Source organism: Pseudomonas sp. W2Oct36 (assembly GCF_041060465.1).
GTDB classification, from domain to species: Bacteria; Pseudomonadota; Gammaproteobacteria; order Pseudomonadales; family Pseudomonadaceae; genus Aquipseudomonas; species Aquipseudomonas graminis_B.
This window is the reverse complement of record NZ_JAUERW010000001.1, coordinates 332,807-349,706: the sequence shown is the minus strand read 5'-3', so window position 1 is coordinate 349,706 and position 16,900 is coordinate 332,807. Positions and strand designations below refer to the sequence as shown.

Here is a 16,900-nt window from a genome sequence, read left to right as displayed (position 1 = left end):
CGATATAACTCCACAGATTTTTTGGAGCCTATTGATTCTGCCACCTAACGAATCAGCCCCTTTCATTCGGGTCACGTCATGGCAAAGCGGGACTGAAGTGTTTACCAGCACTGGCCGCTATCGCGAATTGGCTTAAGGTGGCCGGCTTTTAGACTGTTAGCACCTTGCCTGTTAGAACAATTGGAAATTGACCTAATTTCCAATTCTATTTCCCGCCACTAACCTGCTGTTAATTCTGCAGAATTAACGCCGTGATGAATATCATGGACGACTAGCCGCGTGCTTGAAAATAGTGTTCACGCTCATTACTCTTGAGTTTCTCCGTTTACGCAATCAAGGATGAATATCATGAGCAACCCTCGCACAAATCAAGCCAGTCGCGCTCACCAAGCGGGCGATCTTGACACACACTTCGCCGGCGCCGGATATTTAATAGACGTGGCCCGTACGTTCGCACCGGATCCAACCCTGAGCGCTGATCAGAAATTTTATGCGACTGGATTTGGGGGCGTGCTAGGGACTACGGCAAGTACCATTTCCCGGTATACAGCGGATGGCGCGTTAGACACCGATACGACTGGCTCTGGACGAGCTACTTGGCAATGGCCGCTGCCATCGGTAGATGAAGCGAAACGAGCGGTCCTTGATGTTCAGGGACTGATCTTCGGTAAGAACGACGCTGGCGTTGACACCATAACGTGTGTGGGTGTGACGTGGGAAACAGTGTCTGCCAGAGCTTCCAGCTTTAACTATTTTCCCGCTGCCATCCGCCTTGAGGCGTCGGGAGAGCCTGACAAATCTTTTGGCGAAGGCGGGGTCAAGATTTACCCGTTCGTTCAAGACCCAATTGAAAACCCGGCCTGGGATCGTCGCTCTCCGGCCTATCGCTCTTATCGGGCGACCAGGCAAGCCCAAGGGGGATTTTTATTCAGCTGCCCACTGATCGCTGGTATTTCAAAAAAGGCAATGTACGTTGTGGTCAAAGTCAACTCGGATGGGAGTCCTGATAAGAGTTATGGGGACGACGGCGTGCTGGTTATTTCTCCACCCGCCGGTGTTGACGCTCCAACCTGGACTGATTACGGAATCGATAATGCCGGGGATATGACGCTCGTCGGCGCCGAACATGGCTACGGGAACGGCGTTTTAAGCCGATACGGCTCCGATGGGAAGTTGGATGGGGGCTATGGAACTGGCGGGACCCTTATCTACTCTGTCGCGACGGTGGACTCCTACATCACTCAAATCCACGTATCACCCGACGACGGAAGTACCACGTTGTTACTCTCCCTCGGCGAGCCACGGCAGTGTGCCGCCGTGGCCAGATTATTGAAGGATGGCTCCAGCGATCCTGATTTCAATCAGGGCATGCCGGTCGTTCTTACCGATGTGGTGGTGCCGCTGGCGAACCTTGCCGTGGACGTGAAGGGGCGCACGGTCGTTGCTGGCAGGAGCGTAATCGATCCCACCGTGCTGCGAGTAATCAGGTTGACTTCCGCAGGACAATTTGATGCAAGTTTTGGCGCGAACGGATCTCAGGGCTACCCGAAGCTTCTCGGCGTGGACGGAATGGCAATCCAGAATGGCGTAGACATCCTCCTGCGTACAAACGACACGGACGAGGTCGATATCAATACGGCGGAGATCGTCAGAATCTTCGGAGAAGACATGGCCTGAAGCAAATTGTGCGCACGTCCGTTCCTGCAATGACACTGAGAGTGAGCAACCACTCTTCAGCCATGATTCTGCTGGAGCGGACGGGTACGCGGAGATTGAACAACGGACCTTTTGAACGCCCTCCCTGCGTATAAATTTCCTCTTTCCATTCACCCAATCTTCCAACCATTTTTGCCCGGTAAAAGGGCATTTATGCGCGTGCCTGCACCACCCTGAGCCAGGTTTTTCTGCGGTTGAAATCTTCTTGAAATAATAGTTGTGGCCTCTCGAAAACCGATGTTATGTTGGTAACATCCTGTAGCGAACTGCTCGATCAATAACATTTTCCAGCACTCCGCTTCATTCGATTCAGGCTGCTAACCCATGCTGAAAACCACGTTCATCGACACCCTGGAACAGCGATTCAGCGATTTGACGCCGACGGGCAAGCGCATCGCCGGCTACCTGTTGGCCAACCCGCAGAAGCTGCCGTTCGAGACCGCTGACAGCATCGCCCAGCAGACCGGCACCACCGGTATTTCGGTGGGGCGGTTCCTGCGCTCCCTGGGCTACCGCAACATTGACGACGTCAAACAGAGCCTGCGCGGCGACACCGCCAGTCCTTGGGTGATCACTGATCGGCTCGGCGCGTTTCGTGAAGAAAACACCCAGGGTGATGCACTGGAACGTTCGATGAACCGTGAGCTGGAAGCGATCCAGCGGGTCTATGCCCTGGCCCGTGGCGAAACCTTCGCCCGGATCGTTGAACGGCTGCACAGCGCCGACGCGGTGTTCATCGTCGGCATTCAGACCACCCGCGGCATCCTCAACGCGTTTTTCAGTCACCTGGAGTACATCCGGCCCAAGGTGTATTACGTCGACGGTTTGTCCGGCACCTATGCCGAATCGCTGAACTCGCAATTCGAAAATCCCTACGCCGTGATTGCCGACTTCCGCACCTATTCCGCTGTTACGCGGACCTTCTGCGAAGTCGCCCACCAGCAGAACGTAGGCCTGGCGTTTATCACCGACTTTCACTGCCCGTGGGCCAGGGATTACCCGAGCGACCTGCTGCAGCTCGACGCCGACGTGGGGCAATTCTGGGATTCCCTGGCGCCGCTGACGTGCCTGTTCAATTTGATGGTGTCGGCGGTGGCCGAGCGCTATGGCGATCGCCTCGACCAGAGGCTGGCGAAGAATCGTGAGCTGCAACAACTGTTTGGCCAGTTTGAATAGCCAAAGCTTCCCGACTGAAGCCGGCTTCACAAGGGCAACAGCTTCCCGGCTGAGGCCGGTCCTACGGGTGGCAGCCGGGCCCGATGCATGACTCGCTTTTAGTAGGACCGGCTTCAGCCGGGAAGCTCTACCCCCTCAATACATGATGAATGAAGAAGCTGATCTGGAGTGTCGTTACGTGAATAGCCCCCTCGTCGAAGTCGACGCCCACGCGCTGCAGGTCGAGGTCGACTTGATCTACGCCGGCGTCGACAACCTCGCCGGCAAGCAGATTTACCAGGACCCGCGCTGCCTGCTGCACCGCGACGCCGAGCGTTGTCTGCGCAAGGCCAGCACCCTGGCGCGCCAGGCCGGTTTGCGCCTGCGCCTCTTCGATGCTTATCGCCCGGCTTACGCGCAATACCTGCTGTGGCAGGCGCTGCCCAACCCGGAATACGTCCGTGACCCTACGCTGGGTTCCCACCACACCCGTGGCGTGGCGGTGGACCTGACCCTGATCGACGCCAGCGGGCAGGCCCTCGACATGGGCACCGGTTTCGATGACATGCGCGAGCAGTCCCATCAGTTTTTCGCTGATCTGCCCGCCAACGTTCAGCGCAATCGTCTGCTCCTGCTGGGGATCATGCTGGCCGCAGGATTCACCTACATCGACAGCGAGTGGTGGCATTACGAACTGCCCGACGCCGAGGACTACCCGCTGATCGACGACGGCTCGATCCAGCCCGCTGACTGACCACGCAGCACGCAAAGCACGACAAGATATAAAACAAGACACACGAACACACGACCGGGACGACCACGAATCCCGGCTGAATCTGGCGCCACCCGACCTCGCAAGAGCAGGGCGTGCCATTTCCCAGGCCTGAGGCCTGTGAGCTTTAACTGCCCGGTATAGCTTCAATAACAACCCTGACGAACTTCCCTACATCGACGATCAAGGAACCGGCATGAAATCAATCTTCACCCCTCGCACCCTGGCGATGGCACTCCTCTGCACCGCCATGGGCCTCGGCGCCTGGCAATCGGCCAGCGCAGCCGTGCCCCAGGACACCCTGATGATCGGCAAACCGTCCGACCCGCAAACCCTCGACCCGGCCGTGACCATCGACAACAACGACTGGACCGTGACCTACCCGGCGTACCAGCGGCTGGTCACCTACAAGGTCGAAAACGGCAAGGGCAGCACCGAAGTGGCGGGGGAGCTGGCCAGCAGCTGGACCACCTCGGCGGACAACCTGACCTGGGAATTCAAGCTCAAGCCCGGCAACACATTCGATGACGGCGCCGAGGTCAACGCCGAAGCGGTGAAGTTCTCCTTCGACCGGGTGATGACGCTCAAGCAAGGCCCGTCCGGTGCGTTTCCCGATGACATGGCGGTGTCGGTGGTTGATCCGCTGACCGTGCGCTTCACCCTGAAAGCACCGTACGCGCCGTTCCTCTCGACGCTGGCCCACAACGGCGCGGCGATCATCAACCCGGACGTGGCGAAGAAAGCCGAAGGCGCCGACGCCTACCTGTCGAACCACACCGCAGGTTCCGGTGCGTTCAAGCTGGTCAACTGGCAGAAAGGCCAGGCCCTGACCATGGAGCAGAACAGCTACTACGCCGGCCCCAAGCCGACCCTGAAAAAGGTCGTGGTGAAGATCATCAGCGAGGCCTCGGTGCGTCGGCTGCAGCTGGAACACGGCGACCTGGACATCATTGAAGACATGCCCGAAGACCAGCTCGAAGCGCTGGCGAAGAAATCCGGCATTGTCGTCGGCGACTACCCGTCGCTGCGGGTGACGCTGCTGTACCTCAACACCCAGAAAGCGCCGATGAACAACCCCGATGCGCGGCGAGCGATCGTCGAATCCCTCGACTACGACGGCATCATCAACGGCATCCTGAAAGGCAAGGCCAAGCCGCTGAACGGGCCGATTCCCCAAGGCATGTGGGCCTACGACGAGAAGCTGCCGGCGTTCAAGCAGGACATGGAAAAAGCCAAGGCGGATCTGGCGAAAGTCTCGCCCAAGGTCAGCAACCTGACGTTCATGTATTCCGACAAGGACCCGAACTGGGAGCCCATTGGCCTGACCCTGCAAGCCGGCCTGCAACCCCTGGGCGTGAACCTCAAGCTGGAAAAGCTCGCCAACGCCAGCATGCGCGAGCGCCTGGGCACTGGGGACTTCGACATCGCCATCGGCTCCTGGAGCCCGGACTTCGCCGACCCTTACATGTTCATGAACTTCTTCTTCGACTCGAAGCTAAAAGGCCTGGCCGGCAACCGTTCGTTCTATGACAACCCGGCGGTGGACAAGCTTATTCGTGAATCGGCCACCACCAACGACATGGCCAAGCGCACCGAGCTGTATCAGCAGGCGCAGAAGATCGTGCTCAACGACAGCGTCTACGCCTACCTCTACCAGAAGGCCTACACCTTGCCGGTGAGCGAGAAGGTCAAGGGCTACGTGTTCAACCCGATGCTGGAACAGGTGTTCAACGTCGGCACGATCACCAAGTAAGCGCTGCATCCCGTCAATCGCTGTGACTCACAGGGCCCTGCAAGTGAGGCAGGGGCCTGTGAAGCAGCGCTGTGTCCGCGAGCTGTTTCGCGTTATTGATCGACTGCGTGACCGAGGTGCCCCATGGCCTTCCTGAATATGCTGCGCAAACGCCTGGGCGGCCTGCTGCTGGTGGTGTTCGGCGTTTCCCTGATTACCTTTTCCATCTCGCACCTGATTCCGGGCGACCCCGCGCGACTGATCGCCGGGGACCGCGCCACCGACGCCATCGTCGACAACATCCGCCACCAGTTGGGGCTGGACCTGCCGCTGTATCAACAATACGGCCGCTACATGCTCGACCTGCTGCACGGCGACCTGGGCACGTCGATTCGCACCCATCGCCCGGTGCTCGAAGACTTGCAGGCGTTCTTCCCGGCAACCCTGGAACTGGCGCTGGCGGCGCTGACCTTGTCGATTCTGGTGGGCGTGCCGTTGGGCGTGCTCTCGGCGGTGTACCACAACCGCTTTATCGATCAGGTCGCACGCACCCTGGCGGTGACCGGGATTTCGACCCCGGCGTTCTGGCTCGGGCTGGGCCTGATTGTGCTGTTTTACGGCCACCTCAACTGGCTGCCGGGCAGCGGGCGGCTTAACGAGGGGCTGGACCCGCCCCGAACCGTCACCGGTTTTTACCTGATCGATTCATTGCTGGCGGGCGACACCGGGCTGTTCTTCAACGCCCTGCAGCACCTGATTCTGCCCACCATCACCCTGGGCTTCGTCAACCTCGGCGTGGTGGCGCGGCAGATCCGCTCGGCGATGCTCGACCAGCTTGGCGAAGACTACATCCGTACCGCGCGCGCGTACGGCCTGTCGAAATGGGCGGTAATTCTGCGTCACGCCTTGCCCAACGCGCTGATTCCCTCGGTCACCGTTCTGGGCCTGACCCTGGGCGATCTGCTCTACGGCGCGGTGCTTACCGAAACCGTGTTCGCCTGGCCGGGCATGGGCGCTTACGTGGTCAAGTCGATCCAGTCGCTGGATTTCCCGGCGGTGATGGGTTTCGCGATCATGGTTTCCTTCATTTATGTGCTGCTGAACATGGCGATCGATCTGCTGTACCGCCTGATCGATCCGCGCATTGGCGAGGTCAACTGACATGACTACCCCGATCACCGCGCCCGCCGTGGCGCCACTGCCGGCCGCGTCGCGCTGGCAGGACAAATGGGCGTATCTGGCCCACCAGATCCGCCGCAGTCCGCTGACTATGGCCGGGCTGCTGATCACCGTGATGGTGCTGTTGGTGATGGCCTTTGCGCCGTGGCTCGCGTCCCATGATCCCAATGCCCTGAACCTGACCCAGCGCCTGGCCGCGCCGTCCGCCGCCCATTGGTTCGGCACCGACGAAGTGGGCCGGGATCTGTTCAGCCGCGTGCTGTACGGCAGCCGGCAATCCGTCGGCGTTGGCCTGTTCGTGGCCTTCGCGTCGTGCTTTGCCGGCGGCTTGCTGGGTTGCATGTCCGGGATCATTGGCGGGCGCTTTGACGGCCTGATCATGCGCCTGATGGACATCATGCTCTCGGTGCCGTCGCTGGTCCTGATCATGGCCCTGGCCGCCGCGCTGGGCCCGAGCCTGTTTAATGCCATGCTGGCGATCACACTGGTGCGGATTCCGTTCTACGTGCGCCTGGCCCGGGGGCAGGCCCTGAGCATTCGGCAGATGGGCTACGTCAAAGCCGCCGAAACCTTCGGCGCCGGGCGTTGGCACATGGTCATCTGGCACGTGGCGCGCAACGCCATGCCGCCGTTGCTGGTGCAGCTGAGCCTGGACATCGGCAGCGCCATCCTCATGGCCTCGGCCCTGGGCTTCATCGGCCTCGGCGCGCAACAGCCGACGGCGGAGTGGGGCGCGATGGTCGCGACCGGGCGCAACTACATCCTTGATCAATGGTGGTACTCGACCTTTCCCGGCGTGGCGATTCTGATCACCGCCACCGGTTTCAACCTTTTGGGCGACGGCGTGCGTGACTTGCTCGACCCACGGCAGCAGGGGAAATGACCATGCAGGCTTCCGCTCAACAACCTCTGGCCGAGCAGGCCCCGGTGCTGGTCATCGACGACCTGCGCATCGAATTCCCGGCGTACAAGAGCACCGTCAAAGCGCTCAACGGCGTCTCGCTGCACGTCAATCCCGGTGAGATCGTCGGGGTCATTGGCGAGTCCGGCTCGGGCAAGTCGGTCACCGCGATGCTCAGCCTGCGCCTGCTGCCGGAGCGTTCTTACGACGTGAAAGCCGGCAGCCTGAGCATTTTGGGCCGCGACATGCTCACTGCCAAAGAGAAAGACCTGCTGAGTGTCCGTGGCCGCGACGCCGCGATGATCTTTCAGGAGCCCATGACCGCGCTCAATCCGACCCGCCGCATCGGCCGGCAGATGCTCGACGTGATCATCCATCACCAGCGCCTGAGCAAGGCCGACGCCAAGGCCAAAGCCATCGCGTTGCTGCGGGACATGCACATCGCCGACCCCGAGCAGGTGATGAACAGCTACCCCTTCGAGCTCTCCGGCGGCATGCGTCAGCGGGTGATGATCGCTCTGGCGTTTTCCTGCGACCCGCAATTGCTGATCGCCGACGAACCGACCACCGCGCTGGACGTCACCGTGCAGCGGCAAGTGCTGTTGCTGCTGCGTGAAAAGGCCCGCGCGCGGGGCACGGCGATTTTGCTGATCACCCACGACATGGCGCTGGTGTCGCAGTTCTGCGACCGGGTGTACGTGATGTACACCGGCGCGGTGGTGGAGCAGGGCGTCACCGCTCAGGTGATGGCCGACCCCCGGCATCCTTACACCCAGGGCTTGCTCAGCGGATTGCCGGAGATGGTCGAACCGGGTCAGGACCTGATGACCATACCCGGGCAGGTGCCCAACCTTTCGGCGTTGCCGGAGGGCTGCACCTTCCTGGATCGCTGCGCCTTCGGCACGGCTCAATGCCTGCAGCGCCCGCCAATGCAGACCATCGACGCCGCCGCAGACCGCAAGAGCGCCTGCTGGTTGAGCGCGCCTTCACACGCCACCCCACAGGAGTCGCGGCCATGAACCGTTCAGCGCTGCAGACATTGCCCGGCGAGAGCCCGACCATCCTCGGCCTGCAGGACGTACGCGTGCATTACCCGATGGGCAAGGACTGGCTCGGTCGCCCGAAAGCCCTGGCCCACGCCTTGAACGGCATCGATCTGCAGGTCCGCGCCGGCGAAACCCTCGGCGTGGTCGGGGAATCCGGCTGCGGCAAAAGCACCCTGGCACAGTTGCTGATGGGCCTGATCAAGCCAACGGCCGGGCGACTCGACTGGATCTACAACAGCGAGAAGGAACGCAGCAGCAACGTGCAGATTGTGTTTCAGGACCCGCAGTCGTCCCTCGACCCGAGGCTGCCTGTTTGGAAGATCATCACCGAGCCGCTGTTCGTGCAGCGATCAGCGCCGCACCACGAGATGCGTGCCATTGCCGCGAAGGTGGCGGCTCAGGTGGGCATTCGCACGGAATACCTGGACCGTTTTCCCCACCAGTTTTCCGGGGGGCAGCGTCAGCGGATCGCCATCGCCCGCGGATTGTCGTCGAACCCGGACATCATCGTGCTGGACGAGCCGACTTCGGCGCTGGATATTTCGGTGCAGGCGCAGATTCTCAATCTGCTGGCCGAGCTGCAGCGCAGCCGCGACCTGACCTACATCCTGATCTCCCACAACGTCTCGGTGGTGCGACACATGGCCGACCGGGTGGCGGTGATGTACCTGGGGCAGATTGTGGAGTTGGGCACGGCGGCGGAGGTGCTTGAGCGGCCGCGTCATCCGTATACGCAGCTGTTGCTGGAGGCAGTGCCGAGGCTGGGGGTGGCGGTGGACGATGGGCAAGTGTCGGCGCCGACCGAGCTGCCGGGCAATCGAACGTTGCCGACGGGGTGTTTTTTCCGGGATCGCTGCCCGAAAGCCACCCACGGCTGCGAAAAGCCCCAGGCGTTACTACCGGCAAAAGGCGGTGAGGCGTCCGTGCGCTGTCATCTCGAGTCGTAAGTGAGGAGGGAACTAGTGGGAAGGGTAGTGGGGAGGGGACTGATTTATTTACGACTGGGAAGGGGACTGATTTATTTACAGCGCTTCACCGTAAATTAATCTGTCTCCCGGCTCGCTTCTGCCATCGGGGACAGATTGATTTATCAAAAAAGCGCGATAAATAAATCAGTCCCCTATAAACATTACACGGTCGACTCGCTGGCTTGCCGTTCAGTGGGGAGGGGACTGATTTATTTACAGCGCTTCACCGTAAATTAATCTGTCTCCCGGTTAGCTTATTCCATCGGGGACAGATTGATTTATCAAAGGAGCGCGATAAATAAATCAGTCCCCTATAAACGAGTCCCCTATAAACGCTCTATAAACGCTGGAGGCAGTGCCGAGGCTGGGCGTGGCGGTGGACGATGGGCAGGTCTCGGCGCCGACCGAGCTGCCGCAGTGCGGAGGGGACTGATTTATTTACAGCGCTTCACCGTAAATTAATCTGTCTCCCGGCTCGCTTATGCCATCGGGGACAGATTGATTTATCAAAGAAGCGCGATAAATAAATCAGTCCCCTATAAACACCCTAAAGATCAATGGCTGATCATCCACGGTCGGCCCGCTGGCTTGCCTTTCAGGGCGTGGGGATTGGCTTTGGTGGGTTCGAGCCGTTTCGTCGGGCCGCAGCAACTGCAACCGCTGGGGTGGCCCCGGCTTTCCTTGTACTGGTCCAGGGTTTTTGGCGCGTGGGCGCTTTGCTCGTTGCGGGCGATGGCGCTGCGGGTGTTGCCGGCCATGGTGCTCAGCCCCGGCGCGGAGAGAATCACCCGCAGGCTCGATGCGCCGCACGCCGGGCACTCGCACGGCAGCGCGCTCTCGGCCATGGGTCGCAGCGATGTGAAATCCCCGCATTCAGGGCAGTCGTATTCGTACATGGGCATGGCTCAAATCCTTTAGTCGGCGTGGGTTCTGCAGGCGCGAACTCCTTCGCGACTGCAGGTCAGGCGTCAGCCCAGCGTTACTTATCCTGCGCGATCGGCAAGTCCACGGTGCCGTCGATGAATTTCGTCGGGCCATTGGCGTTGGGGTTGATGTCGAATTTGAAGATCTCGGTCGGCAGCCACAAGGTGGCGCACGCGTTGGGGATGTCGACCACGCCGCTGATGTGACCCTGCACCGGTGCCGAGCCCAACAGCGAATAACCCTGGGCCGGGGAGTAACCGAACTTGGTCATGTAGTTGATCGCGTTCAGGCACGCCTGGCGGTAGGCGACGTTGACGTCCAGGTAGTGCTGCTGGCCGGCTTCGTCGACCGAGATGCCTTCGAAGATCAGGTAGTTGTTGTAGTTCGGCACGATAGGACTTGGCTTGAAGACCGGGTTTTTGATCCCGTACTTGGCCATGCCGTCCTTGATCAGCTCGACGCGCATGTGCACCCAGCCGGCCATTTCGATGGCGCCGCAGAAGGTGATTTCGCCGTCGCCCTGGCTGAAGTGCAAGTCGCCCACGGACAAACCCGCGCCGTCGACGTAGACCGGGAAGAACACTTTCGAGCCCCGAGACAGGTCCTTGATGTCGCAGTTGCCACCGTGCTCACGGGGCGGCACGGTGCGGGCGCCCGTGGCGGCGGCGAGGTCCCGGGCCGGGCCTTTGAGTTTGCCCAGGTGCGCCGTGCTGGCGCAGGGCGGACAGGCCAGGGCCGGGACGCGGTCCGGGTCGGTGTCGATCAGTTCCTGTTCGCGGCGGTTCCATTCGGCAAGCATCTTGTGGTCCGGCAGGCAGCCGATCAGGCCGGGGTGAATCAAACCTGCAAACTCGACGCCGGGAATGTGCCGGGAGCTGGTCATCATGCCTTTGAAATCCCAGATGGATTTCTGCGCCAGGGGGAAATGCTCAGTGAGGAAGCCGCCGCCGTTCTGCTTGGAGAAGAAGCCGTTGAAGCCCCATTGCGAATCGGCCCGGGCGCCGATGTCCAACAGCTCCACCACCAGCAGGTCGCCGGGCTGGGCGCCGTGCACACCCACCGGCCCGGAGAGGTAATGCACGGTGGTCAGGTCGACGTCGCGCACGTCGCTGGCATCGTCGTTGTTCTTGATCGCGCCAGCGGTCCAGTCGTAGGTTTCGAGGATGAAATCATCCCCCGGCTTGACCCAGCAGGCCATCGGGATGTCCGGGTGCCAGCGGTTGTGGATCTGCTCGTTTTCGGTGACAGGCTGGTTGAGGTCGACTTTGATCAAGGTATCGGTCATGGGGGGTTCTCCTTGGGTTTCGGGTCAATCAAATAGGGCGTGGAGGTCCACGCTGACGCCATCGCGAGCAAGCTCACTCCTACAAGAGCGCACCCCAACTGTAGGAGTGAGCTTGCTCGCGATTACGTCCGATCTGACGCTGCATATCTCCGGGCCTTGCTACACCGACAAATACCGACTGATCGTCGCTTCATCGACGTTGCCCCGGGTTTCTTCGATGACGAAGCGGCCTTTCTCGATCACCAGCAACCGGTCGGCGATTTCCAGGGTGAACGACAGCACCTGCTCGGAGACGATGATCGTCAGGTTGCGGAGGGTGCGGATCTCTTTGAGGGTGCGGGCGATGTCCTTGATGATCGACGGCTGGATGCCTTCGGTGGGCTCGTCGAGCAATAACACCTTGGGATTGGTCGCCAGGGCCCGGGCGATGGCCAGCTGCTGTTGCTGGCCGCCGGACAGGTTGCCGCCGCGTCGGCTGCGCATGTCGAACAGCACCGGGAACAGCGCGTACAGGTCTTCCGGCACCTGGCCGCCCGCTGAGGCGGGGAGGCCGGTCTGGATGTTTTCCAGCACGCTCATCGACGGAAAAATCATCCGGCCCTGGGGCACGTAGGCCATCCCTTGGGCAACTCGGTTGTGGGTTTCCATCGCGGACACGTCCACGCCGTCCAGCTGAACCTGGCCGCTCCATTGCGGCAGGATGCCCATCAGGCTTTTGAACAGGGTGGTCTTGCCCATGCCATTGCGGCCCATCACCGCGACGATTTCCTGTTTCTGCACCGAGAGGCTAAGGTCGTGGAGGACCTGACTCTGGCCATAGCCACACGCCAGCTGCTGAATGTTGAACATGCTGCGCTCCTTAATGGCCCAGATAGACTTCGATGACTTTCGGGTTGCTCTGCACCGACTCCATGCTGCCTTCGGCCAGCACCTTGCCTTGATGCAGCACCGTGACCTTGTGCGCGATGCTCTTGACGAACTCCATGTCGTGCTCGATCACCAGCACCGAGCGGCCCTGGCTGATGCGATTCAACAGGTCGGCGGTTTGCGCCCGCTCGCTGACACTCATGCCCGCCACCGGCTCGTCGAGCATCAGCAGTTCCGGGTCCTGCATCAGCAACATGCCAATCTCCAGCCACTGCTTCTGGCCGTGGGATAACAGGCCCGCCTGCTGCTGCAGCCAGTCACCGAGGAAGATGTCCGCAGCCACTTGATTGACCCGGTCCAGCACCTCCGGGGTGCGCTTGAAAAACAGCGCGCCGAACACTGACCGGCCCGCCGGAAACGACATCTCCAGGTTCTCGAACACGCTCAGGTTGTCGTAGATCGACGGCGTCTGGAACTTACGCCCGACCCCGGCGCGGACGATGTCGTACTCGTTCATTTTGGTCAGCTCGCGGTCCTTGAACTGGATGCTGCCGCCCGTGGCCCGGGTCTTGCCGCAGATCAGGTCGAGGACCGTGGTCTTGCCCGCACCGTTGGGGCCGATGACCACCCGCACTTCGTTGCGGTCGATGTACAGGTTGAGGTCGTCCACCGCCTTGAAGCCGTCGAACGAAACGGTCAGCCCTTCAATGGCCAGGACCGGTTTATTCATCTGAAAGCCTGTGGCGCGGGTCATGGCTGAATCTCCATCGGGCTGGCGGCTTGCTTGTCAGCGGAGGCGGGGGTTGGCGTGACCACCGGGGCAGGGGAGGCAATCACCGGTGCCGGCTTGCGCGTCACGCCCGACAACCATTTGCGCCCGTGGCTTTCCCACAAACCGGCCAGGCCGTTGGGGAAATACATGACCACGGCGATGAACAGCCCGCCCATGAGGTACAGCCACAATTCGGGGAACGACTCAGAGAAATAGGTCTTGCCGTAGTTCACCAGCAGCGAGCCGTACACCGCGCCCAGCAGCGACATGCGCCCGCCGACGGCGGCGAAAATCACCATCTCGATGGACGGCACGATGCCCACGAACGAGGGCGACATGAACCCCACCTGCAAGGCGAACATCGCCCCGCCGATGGCCGAGAAACACGCCGCGACGCAGTACACGAAAACCTTGAACGCCGCCACGTCGTAACCGGAAAACCGTACCCGCTCTTCCTTGTCGCGCATGGCCATCAGCAGCCGGCCCAGCTTGGAGGCGAGGATGAACTTGCCAAACAGGATGCAGGCGAACAGCAGCCCTGCATTGACGAAGTACAACAGCAGCCTGGCGCTGTCGCTGCGGATGTCCCAGCCTAGCAGTGTCTTGAGGTCTGTGATGCCGTTGATCCCGCCGGTCAAGCCTTGCTGGCCGATGATCAGCACCGTGAGGATCAACGCGATGGCCTGGGTGACGATGGAAAAATACACATCGCCCACCCGGCGTCTGAACAGCGCGACGCCAATGATCAAGGCCAGCAGCACCGGCAACACGATGATCGCGATCAAGGTGAACGTGAAGCTGTGAAACGGCGCCCACAGCCCGGGCAGTTCGGTGATCTGGTTCCAGTCCATGAAGTCCGGAATCCCGGGCGTGGACTGGATCTTTGTGCTTTCCGGATCGGAGGCTTCGAGCTTGAGGAACATCGCCATGCAATACCCGCCCAGGCCGAAGAACACCCCTTGGCCCAGGCTGAGAATGCCGCCGTACCCCCAGCACAACACCAGGCCCACGGCGACGAACGCGTAGGTCAGGTATTTGCCCACCATGTTCAGGCGAAAGGCGTCCAGGGTCAGGGGGAAGACCACCAGAATCAGGGCCGCGAGTATCAGCAGGCCGACCACGCCCTGGCGTCCGCCGAGCATTTTGTTTAGCGCGTTCATGGGGCTACCTCTCTGGCGCACACTTATTTACGGACCTTGCTGGCAAACAACCCCTGGGGGCGCATCAGCAGGATCAGGATCACCGCGGACAGGGTCAGGACCTTGGCCATCGAGCCACTCATGAAGAACTCCGACAGGGACTGGGTCTGGGCAATGGCGAACGCCGAGGCAATGGTGCCGAACAGGCTGGCCGCGCCGCCGAAAACCACCACCAGAAAGGTGTCGACGATGTACAGGGAGCCTGCGGTGGGGCCGGTGGAACCGATGGTGGTAAACGCCGCGCCCGCGACCCCGGCAACGCCGCAGCCCAGGGCGAAAGTCATGCGGTCAACCTTGCGGGTGTTGATGCCCACCGCCCGGCTCATGATGCGGTTCTGCACCGTGGCGCGGACATGCAACCCCCAGCGGGTGCGGTACAGCATCAGAAAAATCCCGCCGGTCATCAGCACGGTCAGGCCCATGACGAACAGGCCGTTGCGCGGGATCTCGATGGCGTCGGTGAGGTTGACCGCGCCCATCAGCCATTCCGGCGGGTTGGCGCTGACTTCACGGGCGCCGAAGATGGAACGGAACGCTTGCTGCATGACCAGGGACAGGCCCCAGGTCGCCAGCAGGGTGTCGAGCGGCCGGTGGTAGAGGCGACTGATCATCAGCCACTCCACCACCCAACCCACGGCACCGGCCACCACGAACGACAACGCGATGGCGAAGAAGAAATAGTACGGCTGCATCCACGGGCACCAGGTCTGCACCAGGGTCGACAGCAGGTACGTCGTGTAGGCGCCGATGGTGAGGAATTCACCGTGGGCCATGTTGATCACGCCCATCTGACCAAAGATGATCGCCAGCCCCAGGGCCATCAACAACAGCACGCAGAACACGGAAAGCCCGTTGAACCCCTGCATGGCTGCGATGGCACCAAATTCCGATAGCCATTCCATGGTGGTCCCTCCTCGGGAAGCTGTGTGGGTTTAGGATTGGGGGTCGGGACCAGCTGCAAGCTGTAAGCTTCAAGCGGCAAGTAAAAGCGAGAGCAACTGCAACGCACACCGCTTCCACTTGCCGCTTGCAGCTAACCGCTTACAGCTACCGCGCAGCGGCCTACTGATAGCCCTTCGGAAACGGATTCGGCTCAATCAGCTCCGACTCGTAAACCACTTTGAACTGGCCGTCCGCCTGGACTTCACCGATGCGGGTCTTGCTCCACAGGTGATGGTTTTCATGAATCTTCACGTAGCCTTCAGGCGCGGTGTTCAGCTCGATGCCTGGGGACGCCGCCACCACTTTGTCGACGTCAAAGCTGCCGGCTTTCTCGACCGCCGCTTTCCACAACCACGGGCCGAGGTAGGCGGCCTGGGTCACGTCGCCCATCACCGAATCCTTGCCGTACTTGGCCTTGAACGCCTCAACGAACGCCTTGTTGTTGGGGTTATCCAGGCTCTGGAAATACTTCATCGACGCGAAGAAGCCCTTCATGTTCTCGCCGCCAATGCCCAGCAGTTCGTCTTCGGTGACCGACAGGGTCAACAGCGTCTGCTTGGTGGAATCGACGCCTGCGGCTTTGAGCTGCTTGTAGAACGCCACGTTGGAGCCGCCCACGACCGCGGCGAAGACCACGTCGGGTTTCTTCAATTTGACTTTGTTGATCAGCGAGCCGAACTGGGTATTGCCCAGCGGGTAGTAGTCTTCGCCGACCACGGTGCCGTGGAGCACGTTTTCGATGTGCTTGCGGGCGATCTTCATCGAGGTGCGCGGCCAGATGTAATCCGAGCCGATCAGGTAAAAGGTCTTGGCGCCCTTGGTCTTGGCGATCCAGTCCAGGCTGGCCAGGATCTGCTGGGTGGCTTCCTGCCCTGTGTAGATCACGTTTTTCGACTGTTCCAGGCCTTCGTAGAAGGTCGGGTAGTACAACAGGCCGTTTTCTTTCTCGAACACCGGCAACACCGCTTTACGCGAGGCCGAGGTCCAGCAGCCGAACACCGTGGCCACCTTGTCGTTGACCAGCAGCTTGCGGGCTTTCTCGGCGAAGGTCGGCCAGTCGGACGCGCCGTCTTCCTGAATGATTTTGATCTGGCGGCCAAGAATGCCGCCCGACGCGTTGATCTGGTCGATGGCCAGGCGTTCGGCCTGGATCGAACCGGTCTCGGAGATCGCCATGGTGCCGGTGGCCGAGTGCAGCTGGCCGACGGTCACTTCGGTCGGCGTGACCGCCAGACCGGTGCTGTTGGCGTCGTCGGCCAGGGTCATCTGGCTGAACACGCTGGCGGCGATCAGCGAGAGGGCGGCCGCCCCCAATGCCAGGCGTCGGGGGAAAAAGCGCGTGGGGCCTGTCAGTCGTGAATCCATGTTCCCGCTCCTGTGCTGGTGATTCGCGGCGCCGGGTGAGGGGCCGTCGCGAGCTGCGAGCAAGGATGAGGCGGGCG

Annotated in this window: 15 protein-coding genes; 8 read left to right on the top strand and 7 right to left on the bottom strand. The window is 61.1% G+C overall.

Translation table 11 applies throughout. From position 1 onward, the window contains the following. The first annotated feature begins 348 nt into the window (after positions 1-348). The 8 genes from QWI18_RS01575 (at position 349) to QWI18_RS01540 (ending at position 9,448) form a co-directional block, all read left to right on the top strand. A complete protein-coding gene (locus tag QWI18_RS01575) occupies positions 349-1,677 on the top strand; it encodes a hypothetical protein (protein ID WP_369318010.1) in 1,329 nt (442 codons plus the stop codon). A 363-nt stretch (positions 1,678-2,040) separates the two neighbouring features. Further along, positions 2,041-2,892: a MurR/RpiR family transcriptional regulator gene (locus QWI18_RS01570; RefSeq protein ID WP_369318009.1), complete on the top strand. Its 852-nt coding sequence runs from the start codon at positions 2,041-2,043 to the stop codon at positions 2,890-2,892. 178 nt (positions 2,893-3,070) lie between these two features. Next, positions 3,071-3,625: a D-alanyl-D-alanine dipeptidase gene (gene ddpX / locus QWI18_RS01565; protein WP_244160409.1), complete on the top strand. Its 555-nt coding sequence runs from the start codon at positions 3,071-3,073 to the stop codon at positions 3,623-3,625. A gap of 214 nt (positions 3,626-3,839) precedes the next feature. After that, positions 3,840-5,396, top strand: a complete 1,557-nt coding sequence (locus QWI18_RS01560) for an ABC transporter substrate-binding protein (protein WP_369318008.1) — start codon at positions 3,840-3,842, stop codon at positions 5,394-5,396. A 123-nt stretch (positions 5,397-5,519) separates the two neighbouring features. Further along, positions 5,520-6,536, top strand: a complete 1,017-nt coding sequence (locus tag QWI18_RS01555) for an ABC transporter permease (RefSeq protein WP_369318007.1) — start codon at positions 5,520-5,522, stop codon at positions 6,534-6,536. A gap of 1 nt (position 6,537) precedes the next feature. Next, a complete protein-coding gene (gene ddpC / locus QWI18_RS01550) occupies positions 6,538-7,437 on the top strand; it encodes a D,D-dipeptide ABC transporter permease (RefSeq protein ID WP_192172213.1) in 900 nt (299 codons plus the stop codon). A 2-nt stretch (positions 7,438-7,439) separates the two neighbouring features. After that, a complete protein-coding gene (locus QWI18_RS01545) occupies positions 7,440-8,474 on the top strand; it encodes an ABC transporter ATP-binding protein (protein ID WP_296311341.1) in 1,035 nt (344 codons plus the stop codon). Further along, on the top strand, positions 8,471-9,448 hold the full coding sequence (locus tag QWI18_RS01540; protein WP_369318006.1) for an oligopeptide/dipeptide ABC transporter ATP-binding protein: 978 nt from the start codon (positions 8,471-8,473) through the stop codon (positions 9,446-9,448). Before QWI18_RS01545 ends, QWI18_RS01540 begins: the two co-directional genes overlap by 4 nt. A 575-nt stretch (positions 9,449-10,023) precedes the next feature. Here QWI18_RS01540 and QWI18_RS01535 read toward each other — a convergent pair. From QWI18_RS01535 to urtA, 7 genes are all read right to left on the bottom strand, one after another. After that, positions 10,024-10,371, bottom strand: a complete 348-nt coding sequence (locus tag QWI18_RS01535) for a zinc ribbon domain-containing protein (RefSeq protein WP_296311336.1) — start codon at positions 10,369-10,371, stop codon at positions 10,024-10,026. A 77-nt stretch (positions 10,372-10,448) separates the two neighbouring features. Further along, the gene (gene fmdA / locus QWI18_RS01530) at positions 10,449-11,678 is read right to left on the bottom strand and encodes a formamidase (protein WP_074887566.1); all 1,230 of its coding nucleotides are present in this window, start codon (positions 11,676-11,678) and stop codon (positions 10,449-10,451) included. A gap of 159 nt (positions 11,679-11,837) precedes the next feature. Further along, entirely contained in the window at positions 11,838-12,527 is a 690-nt protein-coding gene (gene urtE / locus QWI18_RS01525) for an urea ABC transporter ATP-binding subunit UrtE (RefSeq protein ID WP_369318005.1), read from the bottom strand. A 10-nt stretch (positions 12,528-12,537) separates the two neighbouring features. Next, positions 12,538-13,299: an urea ABC transporter ATP-binding protein UrtD gene (urtD, locus tag QWI18_RS01520; RefSeq protein WP_369318004.1), complete on the bottom strand. Its 762-nt coding sequence runs from the start codon at positions 13,297-13,299 to the stop codon at positions 12,538-12,540. Continuing rightward, the gene (urtC, locus tag QWI18_RS01515) at positions 13,296-14,477 is read right to left on the bottom strand and encodes an urea ABC transporter permease subunit UrtC (protein WP_369318003.1); all 1,182 of its coding nucleotides are present in this window, start codon (positions 14,475-14,477) and stop codon (positions 13,296-13,298) included. The genes urtD and urtC overlap by 4 nt, the downstream gene beginning before the upstream one ends. Before the next feature lie 23 nt (positions 14,478-14,500). Next, a complete protein-coding gene (gene urtB, locus QWI18_RS01510) occupies positions 14,501-15,418 on the bottom strand; it encodes an urea ABC transporter permease subunit UrtB (protein ID WP_369318002.1) in 918 nt (305 codons plus the stop codon). A 160-nt stretch (positions 15,419-15,578) separates the two neighbouring features. Then, positions 15,579-16,823 (bottom strand): urea ABC transporter substrate-binding protein, encoded by a 1,245-nt coding sequence (gene urtA, locus QWI18_RS01505; protein ID WP_369318001.1) that lies wholly within the window; start codon positions 16,821-16,823, stop codon positions 15,579-15,581. Positions 16,824-16,900: the final 77 nt, after the last annotated feature.

Coding starts and splice junctions, on each gene's coding strand:
- QWI18_RS01575 (WP_369318010.1), top strand. CDS start 349: ATGAGCAACCCTCGCACAAATCAAGCCAGTCGCGCTCACCAAGCGGGC.
- QWI18_RS01570 (WP_369318009.1), top strand. CDS start 2,041: ATGCTGAAAACCACGTTCATCGACACCCTGGAACAGCGATTCAGCGAT.
- QWI18_RS01560 (WP_369318008.1), top strand. CDS start 3,840: ATGAAATCAATCTTCACCCCTCGCACCCTGGCGATGGCACTCCTCTGC.
- QWI18_RS01555 (WP_369318007.1), top strand. CDS start 5,520: ATGGCCTTCCTGAATATGCTGCGCAAACGCCTGGGCGGCCTGCTGCTG.
- ddpC (WP_192172213.1), top strand. CDS start 6,538: ATGACTACCCCGATCACCGCGCCCGCCGTGGCGCCACTGCCGGCCGCG.
- QWI18_RS01545 (WP_296311341.1), top strand. CDS start 7,440: ATGCAGGCTTCCGCTCAACAACCTCTGGCCGAGCAGGCCCCGGTGCTG.
- QWI18_RS01540 (WP_369318006.1), top strand. CDS start 8,471: ATGAACCGTTCAGCGCTGCAGACATTGCCCGGCGAGAGCCCGACCATC.
- QWI18_RS01535 (WP_296311336.1), bottom strand. CDS start 10,371: ATGCCCATGTACGAATACGACTGCCCTGAATGCGGGGATTTCACATCG.
- fmdA (WP_074887566.1), bottom strand. CDS start 11,678: ATGACCGATACCTTGATCAAAGTCGACCTCAACCAGCCTGTCACCGAA.
- urtE (WP_369318005.1), bottom strand. CDS start 12,527: ATGTTCAACATTCAGCAGCTGGCGTGTGGCTATGGCCAGAGTCAGGTC.
- urtD (WP_369318004.1), bottom strand. CDS start 13,299: ATGACCCGCGCCACAGGCTTTCAGATGAATAAACCGGTCCTGGCCATT.
- urtC (WP_369318003.1), bottom strand. CDS start 14,477: ATGAACGCGCTAAACAAAATGCTCGGCGGACGCCAGGGCGTGGTCGGC.
- urtB (WP_369318002.1), bottom strand. CDS start 15,418: ATGGAATGGCTATCGGAATTTGGTGCCATCGCAGCCATGCAGGGGTTC.
- urtA (WP_369318001.1), bottom strand. CDS start 16,823: ATGGATTCACGACTGACAGGCCCCACGCGCTTTTTCCCCCGACGCCTG.